The sequence below is a fragment of the Thioalkalivibrio sp. ALMg3 genome (assembly GCF_000381225.1).
Taxonomy (GTDB): Bacteria; Pseudomonadota; Gammaproteobacteria; order Ectothiorhodospirales; family Ectothiorhodospiraceae; genus Thioalkalivibrio; species Thioalkalivibrio versutus.
On sequence record NZ_KB906236.1, the window covers coordinates 1 to 13,325 of the forward strand.

Consider the following 13,325-nt stretch of genomic DNA (forward strand, 5'->3'; position numbering starts at 1 on the left):
AGCGGGCCGGGGTTTCCCTCGCTCCGAGGCTTTTCGCGGGCGGCGCTGAACTCGCTACGCTGCGCTTCGCTCAGACATCCAGCGCCTTTTCTCCCGCGAAAAGCCTCTCCACTCGGCGCGACGACAACGGGGAGGAAGGTCAAGACAACGGCCGTTCCGACGATATTGGTAATGGATGATGGCTAGGTCTTCGAGCATCTTCGGCACGCTCGGCCTTTGGCCGTTGCGTGCCGCGCCCGCAAAGCGGGCGCCGGGGCCTTCGGACGGCATTGCCTATTGTTATGTCCGGGGGACGGAACACCGTCTGTTTTGACCTTCGCCTCCCGTATGGAGCCCCTTGCGGAAGGGTTCTCGGGCCGGGAGAAGGCGCTGGATGTTTGAGCGAAGCGCAGCGCAGCGAGTTCAGCGCCGCCGGTCCGAGGGCCCTGGAGCAAGGTTCCCGGGCGGAATCCGGGTGCCCTTCTTTGGGCACTTTCTTGGGCAAGCAAGAAAGTGCCTCGGGGTGCGCTGGCGAGTCAGCGCACGGCAGGCGGCCGGACGGAGGCACGTAAACACCGGAGGACGAACCAGGACCAGCCGCCGACACCGCCGGCGCAGGCAAAAGAGGTCGGGGCTTGGGAAGTGGCCGTCCTGTGTCCCCCGGGGGCTAGCCGCGGGGCTTGAAGCCGGGTGGGTGGCGGGCGATCCAGGTGACGAAGTCGTGGACGACCGGTTCGGCGAGGAGCGCCTCGCGCGTGTTCAGGCGTTCCGCCAGGGCTTGTTCGTCGAAGTGTTTATGGATGTGGTCATGGCAGGGGCGGCAGACCCACAGGATGCGGGCCTCGCGTTCGGCGCGGCTGAATCGCCGGCGGATGCGCTTGCGCCGGTGCTGCTTGCGCGGGATCAGGTGGTGGCGGGTCAGCGCGTCCATCTCGCGGCCACACAGTTTGCAGGCGGCCGCGGGTCCCGGTTCAGGCTCGTCGGATCCGATCACGGCATCTGCAGGCGGCAGCGCGGGGGCGGCTGGGTGATGGCGTAGTCGGGCTCTGCCAGATCCATCAGGCAGGGGGCGCCTTCCGGGTCGCTGATGCGCGTGCCGATGGCGCGGATTGCGTCCTGGCGCGGGCCGGTCTCGCGGACCTGGCGGCTGTTGATGGGCTGCCACTCGCCGTCGTGTTCCTCGGCGATCTCGAAGCCGAAGGGGAAGTAGCCTGGCGCGCCGAGGCGCAGATCGGTGACCACCAGCCGGTCGGGTGCTTCGTCCTGCTCGGCACGGTGGAAGCGCAGGAAGTCGCCGGCGAACCATTGCAGACGCTGGCCGTCCTCCAGGGCCAGGGCCTCGTCCTGCAGGTGCGCGCCGCGCTCGAAGGCCTCGAAGTCCGGGCGGATCGGCTGGTCGAGGATGCCCACCCATGCCTCCAGAAAGCGTTCATTATCCACGACGGTGACGCGCCACAGCAGCAGGTTGAACGGGGTAGGCTGCACCATGCGCGGCTGGTCCTGCAGGTCCATCGCGATCAGCGCGGGCTGGATGCGGTGGTCGATCCAGGCCTTCAGCGCCAGGCCCGAGCCCGCATAGGCGGTGGAAAGGACCAGTCCGGCCACCAGCAGCCGCGGCGCGAAGCGGTAGAACAGCGCGCCGATCGCGGCGACCAGCAGGGGCAGGGTGTAGAGCGGGTCGATCACGAAGATCGAGGCTGTCCCCACAGGTCCGGCGAAGGGCCACAGGAGTTGGGTGCCGTAGGTGGTGAGCGCATCCAGCAGCACATGCGTGGACAGCACCAGGAACAGGAACCACCACCAGCGTCCGAAGCCGATATCGCGCGTGGTCGGGATGCGTGCGAGCAGGCCCGCTATGCCCGTCGCGACCAGTAGATGCAGCAGCAGGGAGTGGCTGAAGCCGCGGTGATGGATGAAATCGGAGACGTCATCCCCGTAGGCTATGAGTACGTCCAGGTCCGGGATAATGGCCACTACAGCGCCCAGCAGGATGGCCTTGCGGCCCAGGCGTGATCCGAGGGTCAGGCCGCCGACAACGGCGCCCAGGCTGGCTTGGGTGACGGGATCCATGCGGGAGCATTTCCTATTAGGTGACGCGCTTGCGACTGGCGCGCGGCGCCCGAGTTCACGGGATCAGACCAGAGCGGCAAACATGACTCAAGCCCGAACCGACAACCAATGGCAGTTCTGGGTGGATCGCGGCGGCACCTTCACCGACCTGGTCGCACGCGACCCGGAAGGCCGCCTGCATACCCGCAAGCTGCTGTCGGACAACCCGCAGGCGTATGCCGACGCCGCGGTGCAGGGCGTCCGCGACCTCCTCGGGCTGGCCGCCGGCGCCGCGATACCCGCCGGGGTGATCCACGAGCTGCGCATGGGCACCACGGTGGCGACCAACGCGCTACTGGAGCGCAAGGGCGAGCCGACCCTGCTGGTGATTACCGCGGGGTTGGAGGACGCACTGGCGATCGGGCACCAGGCGCGTCCGGACCTGTTTGCGCGCATCATCCGCCTGCCGCAGCCGATCTATGCGCGGGTTGCACCGGTGCGCGAACGGGTGAACGCGGACGGGGAGGTCCTCCAGCCGATGGATCTTGATGAGCTGCGTCCGCGCCTGCAGGCGGCGCTGGATGAGGGCATTCGTTCGGTGGCGATCGTCTGCATCCACGGCTATCGCTATCCGGCGCATGAGCAGGCCATCGCGGCGCTCGCGCGGGAGATGGGCTTTGCCGAGGTGGCGACCAGCCACGCGACCAGCCCGCTGATCAAGCTGGTGCCGCGTGGCGAGACCACGGTGGTGGATGCCTACCTGTCGCCTGTGCTGCGCCGCTATGTCGATCAGGTGGCCGGCGAACTGGGGGATGTGCCGCTGCGCTTCATGCAGTCGCATGGCGGGCTGGTGGACGCGGCACACTTTCGCGGCCGCGACGCGATCCTGTCCGGGCCGGCCGGCGGCATCGTCGGCGCGCTGAAGACCGCCGCGCCACTCGGCTTCGAGCGCCTGATCACGTTCGACATGGGCGGGACCTCCACCGATGTCGCACACCTGGCCGGGGAGCTGGAACGCCGCCAGGAGAGCGAGGTGGCGGGTGCGCGTCTGCGCGTGCCGATGCTGGATATCCATACCGTGGCCGCTGGCGGTGGGTCGGTCTGCCGCTTCGACGGTATCCGCTTACGGGTCGGGCCGGAGTCCGCCGGCGCGCAGCCCGGCCCGGCCTGTTACGGCCAGGGTGGGCCGTTGACGGTGACCGATTGCAATGTGCTGCTGGGGCGCTTGCGACCGGAGTATTTCCCGGCCGTGTTCGGCCCCGAGCGCGACCGTCCTCTGGACCCGGAGCCGGTCCGGCAGCAGTTCGATGAGCTGGCGGTTCAGGTCATGTCGATGACGGCTGAACGGGTGACGCCGGAGGGGCTGGCCGAGGGGTTGTTGCAGATCGCGGTGGAGCACATGGCCCAGGCGATCAAGACCATCTCGGTGCAGCGGGGCCATGACGTGTCGCGCTATGCCCTGGTCTGCTTTGGCGGGGCGGGTGGGCAGCATGCCTGCCGGGTCGCGGAGCAATTGGGCATGCGCCACATCCTGTTCCATCCGCTGGGAGGCGTGCTGTCCGCCTACGGGATGGGGCTGGGGGAACTGCGGGCTCTGCGCGAGCGCAGCCTGGAGTGGCCCCTGGACGAGGAGCATGTCGCAGCGATCGAGGCCGCGCTGGACGATCAGGCCATGGCGGCGGCCGTGGCCCTGGCGGAACAGGGGGTGGAACCTGGGGGCATGCGCATCGAGCGGCGGCTGCATCTGCGGCTAGCCGGCTCGGATACGGCGCTGGAGGTCCCGGCCGGCCCCACTCATTCTCTGATGGAGGCCTTCGCTGCGGCTTATCGCGGGCGCTACGGCTTTGCCCCGCCGGATCGCGATCTGGTGGTGGCGGTCGCAGCGGGCGAGGCCATCGCCGCCGGGACCGAGTTGCCGCCGGACCGGGTACCGGAATCGCTGGTCGAGCGTCCCGCACCGGAGGCGGATACGGTCGCGATGGTCGTGGCGGGCGAGATGCGCGAAGTACCCCTGTACCGGCGCGAGGCCCTGGGCCCCGGGATGACGCTGGCAGGGCCGGCACTGGTGATCGAGGCTACCGCCACGCTGGTGCTGGAGCCGGGCTGGTGGGGCCGGATCGAGCACGAAGGCACGTTGCGCCTGGAGCGCGAGACGGGCGCTGCTCGGCGGGTGGCAGCCGAAACCACCGATGCGGACGCGATCCCCCGCGACCCCATCCTGCTGGAGGTCTTCAATAATCGCTTCATGGCAATCGCCGACCAGATGGGGTTCACCCTGCGCAATACCGCCCATTCGGTGAACATCAAGGAGCGCCTGGATTTCTCCTGTGCGCTGTTCGATGCCAGCGGGAACCTGGTCGCCAATGCTCCCCACATGCCGGTGCATCTGGGCTCGATGGGCGCCAGCGTGCGCGCGGTGATCGCGGCGGCGGAGGGTGATCTGCGTCCGGGAGACGCCTGGGTGCTGAACGATCCCTACAACGGCGGCACCCATCTGCCGGACATCACCGTGGTCACACCGGTCTTCGTGGGCCCCGGGGATGCAGTGACGGAGGATCCGCAGGCCGAGATCGCGCAACCGGCGTTTTTCGTGGCCTCGCGCGGCCACCATGCCGATGTCGGCGGCATCACGCCGGGTTCGATGCCGGCCTTTTCCCGTCGTCTGGAAGAAGAGGGGGTGCTGATCCCACCGACCCTTCTCGTGCGCGACGGGTGCTTCGCGACCGGGGAGATGCGGACGCTACTGGGATCGGGCGATTGGCCGGCGCGCAATCCGGAGCAGAATCTGGCCGATCTGGAGGCCCAGGTGGCGGCCAACCGCAAGGGGCTCGAAGAGCTGGGCCGGCTGCTGGACGAATATGGCGCGGCCACGGTGGCGGCCTACATGCGGCATGTGCAGGACAACGCCACCGAGGCGGTACAACGGCTGATCGTGGGCCTGGAGGGTGGCACGTTCACCTATGCGCTGGACAACGGGGCCGAGATCCGGGTGGCCGTGACACCCGATCCGGGAGCGCGCCGCCTGCGGATCGATTTCGCGGGGACCTCGCCGGCCCGCGAGGACAACTTCAACGCCCCGGGCTCCATCGTCCGTGCGGCGGTGCTGTACGTGCTGCGCACGCGGCTGGAGGACGAGATTCCCCTGAACGATGGCTGCCTGGCGCCGGTGGACCTGGCGATCCCGGAGGGGTGCCTGCTGAACCCGGCCCCACCCGCTGCCGTGGTGGCGGGCAACGTCGAGACCTCGCAGGTCGTGACCGACGCGCTGTTCGGCGCCCTCGGGGTGCAGGCCGCGGCCCAGGGCACGATGAACAACCTGACCTTCGGCGATGCCGAGCGGCAGTACTATGAGACCATCGCCGGTGGCGCCGGGGCCGGGCCCGGCTATGACGGGGCGAGTGCGGTGCAGACGCACATGACCAACTCGCGCCTGACCGACCCGGAGGTCTTGGAGAGTCGTTTCCCGGTACGGGTAGAACAGTTCGGCTATCGCCGGGGCTCCGGCGGCCGGGGGCAGCGCCGGGGGGGTGACGGCGTGATCCGGCGGTTGGGTTTTGATGCGGCGATGGAGGTAGTGCTACTAGCCAATCGCCGCCGCGTTCCTCCATTCGGGCTGGCGGATGGCGAGCCGGGGGCGCTGGGCGAGGATGCCATCCTGCGCGCGGATGGCACGCGCGAGCCGATGGCAGGCTGTGATCGCCAGTCGGTGGCGCCGGGGGATGCGGTGGAGATCCGGACTCCGGGCGGCGGCGGCTACGGGCGCGTCAGGGATTAGGCCCGCCGCAGCACGGGGGCGTCAGTCGTCCCAGCGCTGGGGTACGCGCTGGATCTCGTCGGTGTCGTAGCCGAGTTCGTCGAGGTAGGCGAGGATGGCCTGGTAGTCGTCCTCGGGCATCTCCGGCTCGCGCGCCATGATCCAGACGTAGTCGCGCTTGCTGCGGCCAATCACCGTCTGGCTGTAGGCCTCGTCGAGATAGATGATCAGAAACTCGGCCTTGAACGGCCACAGGAACCGCATGCCCCATTCGGCGTTGTCCTCGCTCTGCACGAAGCCCGTCGGGTTGTACTCGCGGCGCGGCCCGTCAAAGCCGCCCTTGTTGAACGAGAAGGTGGTGGCGATGGTCCCGTCGTCGTTCAGCGCGTACTGCTCCAGCGCGTTGTAGGCATCGCGCTCGAGGAAGGTGGGGATATTCGCGATCACGTACCAGTCGCCCATGTAGCGATCGAGGTCGACGTGGTCCACGGTCGGCATCTTCTGCGGGCTGCTGCATCCGGTCATCAGGATCCCCAGTACCAGGCCCGCGAACAGGGCCGCTAGTGAGCGCGTCATCGGTGTCTTCCGTATGGTCCCGGAAGATGGACCGCCGCGGCGCGGGAAAGGTCCGTGTGGATCCACCGGTTGGGCCGGCGGGCACTCAGGCGGTCTGGCCGAGGCGCTGGTCCATCAGGTGATCGAACAGCGATTCTTCCGGAATGATCTGGGCGCGCCCGCTGCGGAATTCGTGCGCCAGACCCTGAATGCTGTGCTGGCGCTTGGCCCGTCCCGCGGCATCGGTGAACAGCAGGCGTCCGGCGTGACTGCCGCGCCAGACCAGCTTCATGCGCGTGACCTTGGTGCCGGCGGGGGAGGTGAACTGGATCCAGGTGCCGGAGATCAGGTTGTCGGCATGCTCGACATGCTCGTCGTCATGGTCGCGCATCAGGGACGGGTCGTCGTCCGGATGGCGCGGTGAACTGCCGAAGATGGAACCCGGGCGGGCGCTGGCTCGCTTGCGCGCCGGCTGCTCGGACCGTTCTTCGCTGGTGCCAGACTCGCCGGTTGGCCCAGTCGGCGCCTGTTCGGCTGGCGACTGCCGATCGGCGGTGGCGGAACGGCGTTTCCCGGCGGCGACCAGGTGGGCACTGACCAGGTCCTGCTTGATGCGGGCGCGCTCTTCCTTCGACAGCGGGGCGCGATCGAGGAAGGCGCGGATGCGGGCCAGGAGCGGGGCGGAGGACTGGAAGTCCGGCTCCTTCTGCATCAGCGCCAGCAGTTCGTGCAGCAGAGCCATCCCATCGTTGTCCGGGTTCGCCGGGTCCGCGGGGGCATCAGAGGACGCCGAAGTCTCGGCGTCTGCGGTCTTCTGGGCCGTCATCAGGGGTACCCAGGCATCCATCAGCTGCTCGCGCGCCTCGTCGGGGATGTCCTGGCCCATGGAGATCACGGTGCGCTCCACCGTGGATTCGACGCTGTAACGGATCTCCAGCGTGCGCTCTTCCTGCTGTGCCTCGGCCTGCTCGCTTGCTGCCTGGTGAACGATCTGCTCCTCGGCTGTCGCGAGTTCGTCCCGCAGTCGGTTCAGGGCCTCGTCAAAGGCAGCGCTGTCGCTAAGACCACCGTTGCGCACGCGCTCCACGTTCTCGAACACCAGGCGGGTGAGCGGCAGCTGTCGGGCCTCGTCCAGGGGCAGGTCGGGGTCGATGCGCAGCGCGATGTTCAGTAGCAGGCCGGTTATCTGGCGCGCCGGGTGTGTGCGATCGCGGAAGAAGTGGGTTTCGCGCATCGCGATACGCACCAGTGGCAGCTGCAGGTCGGCAAGCGGTTCGCGCAGGGCCGGGTTGAGGTCGTCCCGTTTCAGGATCAGGTCGAACAGACCCTGCAGCAGATCCATGATGAACGGTTCCAGCGTGCTGGCCGGGGATGTGTTCAACACGGTCGTGATGGCCTCGACCGGGCTGCCGGCGGGCACCTGTCCGGTTGCAGTCATTACCTGGCCGGCGAGCGGTACCTGGTACCCGAACTGGCCCCAGTGGCCCGATGCGGTGCCGGTCCCGCACAAGTCGGTCCCCGGCGGGGCGCCGGTGGGGGCGGTTTGTCCCGCGTTGGGGTCGCTGCGACCGGCCGGCCTGCGTGTCGTCTGGCGCACCTGGGGAACCGTGAAGCCGGCCTCGCGGAAGTCCTGCAGCAGCGCCTGCATTTCGGGCTGCATTTCCCGGAGCATGTCACGATCGAACCAGTGCAGGAGCAGCAGGCATTCGTCGGCGGACAGCGGGACGGCCTCCATAGCCTCGAGGAACGCCTCGCCCAGTGCGTGGGGGTGCCAGGGCGCGGCTTCGGGCGGCGTGGCCAGGTCATAATCCCGAGTGACCGTCTCCAGCGCGTCGATCTCCTCGGACAGGCTGGAGCGCGCGCTGGTGACGAGCTTGCGCAGGGCAACTTCACGTTCGGTGTCGGCGTCATCCATCAGGGACAATTCCAGGCCGTCACCGGTGAGGTCGCCTGCGCCCTCTGTTTCGTCAACAGAGATCAGGGCCGCGTGTAGTCGCTCGCGGAAGTGTTGCCTGATCGTCGAGCTCCCCATTCGAACCTGTCGCGACAGGGCGAAATTCTGGGCCGCCCGCTGCGAATCGATGGCCCGTTCGGAGGCCTCCATCAGGCGGTCGTCGAGGTCATTCAGAAAGGCGTCGTGTCGCTCCTGGACCGCCTTGAAAAAAGGTGCCCAGATGCGGTGGAGGGTGCGGGCCGGGATCCGTTGGGGTTGCGCCATGTCGGTTCAGTAGCTGAGATCAAGGTTGCCAATCTAGCACCCCGGCAAGCAAAGGTGTCAGTCACCCGCGACGTGTCCCTGGCTTGACGGGGAAACGCATGTTGGGCCCCGGGTCAACGAGGTTGATGTTGATTCATTCGCACGTTGGCGTTGATCCTTCTATCTTTCTACAAGCCCCGGCGCGGCGGGTGCCGGAGCTAGCACGCAAGGCCGACTCGAACGCCAAAGTGCGAACGGGTCAGTGTCTCCCTGAATATTGCAACAGAGGCCGACAGATGCAGCGGATGATCGAATGGGCGGAACAGGGACGGGTGCCGGACCCGCTCGTGCGGGCGGGGATTCGTCGGCTGCTGGCCGAGCGGCTGCGCGCGAGTGGTGCCCCGGCCGAAGAGGCGATGGAGCGGCGCTATGCGTTGATCGAGGCGATGCGCGCCGCGCCCGTGGCGTTGTCCACCGAGGTGGCGAACGAGCAGCACTACGAGGTTCCGACCGAATATTTCGAGCGTTGCCTCGGGCCGTGGCTGAAATACTCCTGCGCCTGGTGGCCAGAGGGCGTGGATGACCTGCGCGGGGCGGAGGCGGCCATGCTGCAGCTGACCTGCGAACGGGCAGGCCTCGAGAATGGGCAGCAGGTCCTGGAGTTGGGCTGTGGCTGGGGTTCGCTGTCGCTCTGGATGGCGGAGCAATACCCGCGGTCGCGCATCGTCTCGGTGTCCAACTCGGCGACCCAGCGGGCCTCGATCGAGGCCCGGCGGGATGCGCGCGGGCTGGAAAACCTGACGATCATGACCGCGGACATGAACACCTTTGCGCCGGAGCAGACCGGGTTCGACCGCGTGGTGTCGGTGGAGATGTTCGAGCACATGCGCAACTGGCCCGAGCTGTTGCGGCGCGTGGCGACCTGGTTGCGTCCGGGCGGGCAGTTGTTCATGCATGTCTTCGCCCATCGCGAGTTCGCCTACTTCTTCGAGAGCGAGGGCAAACACGACTGGATGGGGCAGTACTTCTTCCGCGACGGGTTGATGCCATCGGATGATCTGGCGCGGCATTTTCAGGAGGATCTGCGCGTGGTGCGCCAGTGGCGGGTGAACGGCCACCACTACGCGCGCACCCTGAACGCCTGGCTGGCGCGCCAGGACGCCGCGCGGGACGAGCTGATGCCATTGTTCGAACAGACCTACGGCGCACAGGATGCCGCGCTGTGGTTCCAGCGCTGGCGCATGTTCTACATGGCCTGCGCCGAATTGTTCGATTATCGCGGCGGGAACGAGTGGTTCGTGTCGCATATCCTGTTTCGCCGGCCCGAGGCCTAGCGGATGGCCGGTTGGGTGATGTTCCTGGTCGGGTTCGGCGCGGCGCTGGCCCTGATGACGGGGGTCTGGGCGACGAGCGTGCTGCGGCGCGACGCGAGCCTGGTGGACCGCTACTGGGGTCTGGGTTTCGTCCTGGTCACGCTGGTGTGGTGGGGGCTGGCCGGGTGGCCTCTGCTGGGGCTGTGGATCGTGATCCCGGTGCTGTTGTGGGGGCTGCGGCTGTCCGCCTTTATTACCTGGCGCAATTGGGACCACGGCGAGGACGGGCGTTACACGGACATGCGTGCGGGCCGAAGCGAGGGTGCCTTTGCCGCGCGCAGTTTGGTCACGATCTTCTGGTTGCAGGGCGCACTGGTGGCGGTGATCGGTCTGCCCATGCTGGCCGTGGTGCGGGCCGAGGTGGTGTGGTGGCCGCTGGCCGTCGCCGGGTTGCTGTTCTGGGCGGTGGGACTTTTTTTCGAGACGGTGGCGGATGCGCAGATGGCACGTTTTCGCGCCGATCCGGGCAATCGCGGGCAGGTGATGGATCGTGGCCTGTGGCGCTACAGCCGTCACCCCAACTATTTCGGGGAGATTGTGGTCTGGGTCGGGTTCGGCCTGCTCGCCCTGGCGGCGGGCGGCTGGTGGGCCGTTCCCTCGGCGGTGCTGATGATCCTGCTGATCCTGCGTGTGTCCGGTGTCACGTTGCTGGAAAGTCGTCTGCATGAATCCCGCCCCGGTTATGCCGACTACGTGCGCCGCACCAACACGCTGATCCCGGGCCCGCCGCGCAGCTGATGTGGCGGCAGGAGTGATCCCGCACCCTTGCTGTGCTTTCCCCGTCCGCGCTATAAAGCGCACGTCCTGTCCGGCGCCCCAGATTGCGGACGCCGCCTTTTTTGTGCACGTCACCGCCAGCGAGCCAGCCGATCCGATGAGCGCGTCCCCGAGTTCTGTCCAGGCCATTGAATTGAAAGGCCGCATGATGCTGGTCTCTGTGCTGCGCGTGTACCAGACCGATCCGCAGGTTCTGGGCGAGGTGCTGGCCGCGCGGCGCGACCAGGCCCCGGATCTGATGCGCGACATGCCCATCGTGCTCGATTTGGAGGCAGTGGCCGAGAGCCCGGAGTCCGACCTGCAGGCAACCATCGAGCGCGTACGCGCCGAGGGCTTCAAGCTGATCGGCCTGCAGGCAGGCGCCGCCGCCGAGCGCCTGCAGAGCTATGCCGAACTGTTCGACGTCCTGCCGGTGCTGCAACTGGGCGGGCGTGGCGGCGCACCCTCCGGCGAGGTGCCGCTGGAAGACGAGCCCCCGGCGCAGGACAAGGCCGTCGAGCCCGAGCAGGAACGCCCGCCGACCGCCGTGGCGGCGGTCCACAGCGCGACTCGTATCGTCGATCAACCGGTGCGTTCCGGGCAGCAGATCTACGCCCGCGGGGGGGACCTGATCGTGACCGGCGCAGTCTCGCCGGGCGCCGAACTGCTGGCGGACGGGCATATCCATGTGCTGGGTCCGTTACGTGGGCGTGCGCTGGCCGGGGTGCGCGGTCTGGTGACCGCGCGTATCTTCTGTCGGCGCCTGGACGCCGAGCTGTTGTCCATCGCCGGACACTACCGGATCGCCGAAGACATCACGGAAGCCGAACGCGGCGAGAATCGGCTGGTGACACTGGACGACGAAAGCCTCAAGATCGCGGAGATCTGACCGGCCACCTGCCGGTCACGAATGACAGGAACCCGTCCGCACGCCCCGGGAACACCGGGCGCGTGCAAGACGACAAGGAGCTACCGCCAACATGGCACGTATCGTAGTGATTACCTCCGGCAAGGGCGGGGTGGGCAAGACCACCACCTCGGCCGCGATTGCCACTGGCCTGGCCCAGCGCGGTCACAAGACCGTCGTGATCGATTTCGACGTCGGTCTGCGCAACCTCGATCTGATCATGGGCTGCGAGCGGCGCGTGGTGTACGACTTCGTCAACGTGATCAACGGCGATGCGAACCTGAAGCAGGCCCTGATCCGCGACAAGCGTGTGGACAACCTCTACATCCTTCCCGCCTCGCAGACCCGCGACAAGGACGCCCTGAGCCAGGATGGCGTGGAGCGCGTGCTGAACGAATTGTCCGGCGACTTTGACTTTATCGTCTGCGACAGCCCGGCCGGGATCGAGCGCGGCGCACTGATGGCCGCCTACTTTGCCGACGAGGCGATCGTGGTGACCAACCCCGAGGTTTCCTCGGTGCGCGACTCCGACCGCATCCTCGGCATCCTGGCGAGCAAGACGCGCAAGGTGGAGCAAGGCGGTGAGCCGATCGAGGGCAAGCTGCTGCTGACGCGTTACTCCGCCGAGCGCGCCGAACGCGGCGAGATGCTGAGCATCGAGGATGTCGGCGAGATCCTGGCGATCGAACTCCTGGGCGTGATCCCGGAATCCCAGGCGGTGCTGAATGCCTCGAACGCCGGACAGCCGGTGGTGCTGGACGAGGAATCCGACGCCGGGCAGGCCTACCAGGACGCGGTGGACCGGTTCCTGGGCGAGGAACGCCCGCTGCGCTTTGTCGATGTACCGAAGAAGGGCTTCTTCGGGCGCCTGTTCAAGGGTTGATCATGGGGATTTTCGATTACTTCCGTCAGCCGCGGCAGAAGAGCGCCAGCGTTGCCAAAGAGCGCCTGCAGATCATCGTGGCGCGCGAGCGTGCGGCGCGCTCCGGGCCCGACTACCTCCCGGCCATGCAGCAGGAGCTGCTGCAGGTGATCCGCAAATACGTTCAGGTAGACGACGAGGCCGTGCAGATGAACGTGGACCGCGAAGGGGACTGCGAGGTCCTCGAGCTGAACATTACCCTGCCGGACGACCAGGACTAACGCGATGAAAGTTCTTGTGACCGGCTCGGCCGGCTTCATCGGCAGCGCCCTGAGCCTGCGCCTGCTGGAGCGTGGCGACCAGGTGGTCGGCGTCGACAATCTGAATGACTACTACGACGTCTCGCTGAAGGAGGCGCGCCTGGCGCGCACCCAGGACCACCCGAACTTCACCGAGGTGCGCGAGGACATCGCCGATCGCGCCGCGATGGAGCGGGTGTTCCGCGAACACCGCCCGCAGCGGGTGGTGAACCTGGCGGCCCAGGCCGGCGTGCGCTATTCACTGGAGAACCCGGCGGCCTATGTCGACACCAACCTGGTCGGTTTCGGCAACATCCTGGAAGGCTGCCGCCATAACGGCGTCGAGCACCTGGTCTATGCCAGCTCGAGCTCGGTCTACGGCGCCAACACCACCATGCCGTTCTCGGTGCACGACAACGTCGATCACCCGCTGAGCCTGTACGCCGCCAGCAAGAAGGCCAACGAGCTGATGGCGCATACCTACAGCCATCTCTACGACCTGCCGGTGACCGGACTGCGCTTCTTCACCGTCTACGGCCCCTGGGGCCGCCCGGACATGGCGCTGTTCATGTTCACCAAGAAGATCCTGGCGGG

At 67.5% G+C, this 13,325-nt stretch carries 11 protein-coding genes and 1 pseudogene; 8 read left to right on the forward strand and 4 right to left on the reverse strand.

Translation table 11 applies throughout. The annotated features are described in order from the left end of the window. Nucleotides 1-175: 175 nt before the first annotated feature. A pseudogene (locus tag F622_RS14330) lies at nucleotides 176-381 on the forward strand (hypothetical protein). 265 nt (nucleotides 382-646) lie between these two features. Here the strand turns inward: F622_RS14330 and F622_RS0113190 are convergent. Together F622_RS0113190 and F622_RS0113195 are read right to left on the reverse strand one after the other, a co-directional pair. After that, nucleotides 647-910, reverse strand: coding sequence for a hypothetical protein (locus F622_RS0113190; RefSeq protein WP_019572111.1), 264 nt, complete (start codon nucleotides 908-910; stop codon nucleotides 647-649). A 59-nt stretch (nucleotides 911-969) separates the two neighbouring features. After that, on the reverse strand, nucleotides 970-2,049 hold the full coding sequence (locus F622_RS0113195) for a metal-dependent hydrolase (protein WP_019572112.1): 1,080 nt from the start codon (nucleotides 2,047-2,049) through the stop codon (nucleotides 970-972). Nucleotides 2,050-2,131: 82 nt separating this feature from the next. Here F622_RS0113195 and F622_RS0113200 point away from each other — a divergent pair, with 82 nt between their 5' ends. Beyond that, the gene (locus F622_RS0113200) at nucleotides 2,132-5,803 is read left to right on the forward strand and encodes a hydantoinase B/oxoprolinase family protein (RefSeq protein ID WP_019572113.1); all 3,672 of its coding nucleotides are present in this window, start codon (nucleotides 2,132-2,134) and stop codon (nucleotides 5,801-5,803) included. Nucleotides 5,804-5,824: 21 nt separating this feature from the next. On the opposite strand, the gene F622_RS0113205 is transcribed toward F622_RS0113200, so the two are convergent. After that, on the reverse strand, nucleotides 5,825-6,358 hold the full coding sequence (locus F622_RS0113205; protein ID WP_019572114.1) for a lipocalin family protein: 534 nt from the start codon (nucleotides 6,356-6,358) through the stop codon (nucleotides 5,825-5,827). 85 nt (nucleotides 6,359-6,443) lie between these two features. After that, nucleotides 6,444-8,555 carry a DUF1631 family protein gene (locus F622_RS0113210; RefSeq protein ID WP_018168582.1) on the reverse strand — a complete coding sequence of 704 codons (2,112 nt, stop codon included), beginning with the start codon at nucleotides 8,553-8,555 and terminating at the stop codon, nucleotides 6,444-6,446. Between the two features lie 275 nt (nucleotides 8,556-8,830). Between F622_RS0113210 and F622_RS0113215 the strand changes: the two genes are divergently transcribed. From F622_RS0113215 to F622_RS0113240, 6 genes are all read left to right on the forward strand, one after another. Continuing rightward, nucleotides 8,831-9,868 (forward strand): cyclopropane-fatty-acyl-phospholipid synthase family protein, encoded by a 1,038-nt coding sequence (locus F622_RS0113215; protein WP_018168583.1) that lies wholly within the window; start codon nucleotides 8,831-8,833, stop codon nucleotides 9,866-9,868. A 3-nt stretch (nucleotides 9,869-9,871) separates the two neighbouring features. Continuing rightward, a complete protein-coding gene (locus tag F622_RS0113220; protein WP_018168584.1) occupies nucleotides 9,872-10,645 on the forward strand; it encodes a DUF1295 domain-containing protein in 774 nt (257 codons plus the stop codon). Between the two features lie 184 nt (nucleotides 10,646-10,829). After that, a complete protein-coding gene (minC, locus tag F622_RS0113225; RefSeq protein WP_018168585.1) occupies nucleotides 10,830-11,552 on the forward strand; it encodes a septum site-determining protein MinC in 723 nt (240 codons plus the stop codon). Nucleotides 11,553-11,643: 91 nt separating this feature from the next. Then, complete coding sequence (gene minD / locus F622_RS0113230; protein ID WP_018144362.1) at nucleotides 11,644-12,453, forward strand: septum site-determining protein MinD; 810 nt, start codon at nucleotides 11,644-11,646, stop codon at nucleotides 12,451-12,453. 2 nt (nucleotides 12,454-12,455) lie between these two features. After that, nucleotides 12,456-12,713, forward strand: coding sequence for a cell division topological specificity factor MinE (minE, locus tag F622_RS0113235; protein ID WP_018937842.1), 258 nt, complete (start codon nucleotides 12,456-12,458; stop codon nucleotides 12,711-12,713). 4 nt (nucleotides 12,714-12,717) lie between these two features. After that, nucleotides 12,718-13,325: NAD-dependent epimerase/dehydratase family protein (locus F622_RS0113240; protein ID WP_019572115.1), on the forward strand; the 608-nt coding region annotated here is incomplete at its 3' end.

Excerpts from the sequence above, each read along its gene's own strand:
- F622_RS0113190 (WP_019572111.1), bottom strand. The coding sequence starts at position 910 with ATGGACGCGCTGACCCGCCACCACCTGATCCCGCGCAAGCAGCACCGG.
- F622_RS0113195 (WP_019572112.1), bottom strand. The coding sequence starts at position 2,049 with ATGGATCCCGTCACCCAAGCCAGCCTGGGCGCCGTTGTCGGCGGCCTG.
- F622_RS0113200 (WP_019572113.1), top strand. The coding sequence starts at position 2,132 with ATGACTCAAGCCCGAACCGACAACCAATGGCAGTTCTGGGTGGATCGC.
- F622_RS0113205 (WP_019572114.1), bottom strand. The coding sequence starts at position 6,358 with ATGACGCGCTCACTAGCGGCCCTGTTCGCGGGCCTGGTACTGGGGATC.
- F622_RS0113210 (WP_018168582.1), bottom strand. The coding sequence starts at position 8,555 with ATGGCGCAACCCCAACGGATCCCGGCCCGCACCCTCCACCGCATCTGG.
- F622_RS0113215 (WP_018168583.1), top strand. The coding sequence starts at position 8,831 with ATGCAGCGGATGATCGAATGGGCGGAACAGGGACGGGTGCCGGACCCG.
- F622_RS0113220 (WP_018168584.1), top strand. The coding sequence starts at position 9,872 with ATGGCCGGTTGGGTGATGTTCCTGGTCGGGTTCGGCGCGGCGCTGGCC.
- minC (WP_018168585.1), top strand. The coding sequence starts at position 10,830 with ATGATGCTGGTCTCTGTGCTGCGCGTGTACCAGACCGATCCGCAGGTT.
- minD (WP_018144362.1), top strand. The coding sequence starts at position 11,644 with ATGGCACGTATCGTAGTGATTACCTCCGGCAAGGGCGGGGTGGGCAAG.
- minE (WP_018937842.1), top strand. The coding sequence starts at position 12,456 with ATGGGGATTTTCGATTACTTCCGTCAGCCGCGGCAGAAGAGCGCCAGC.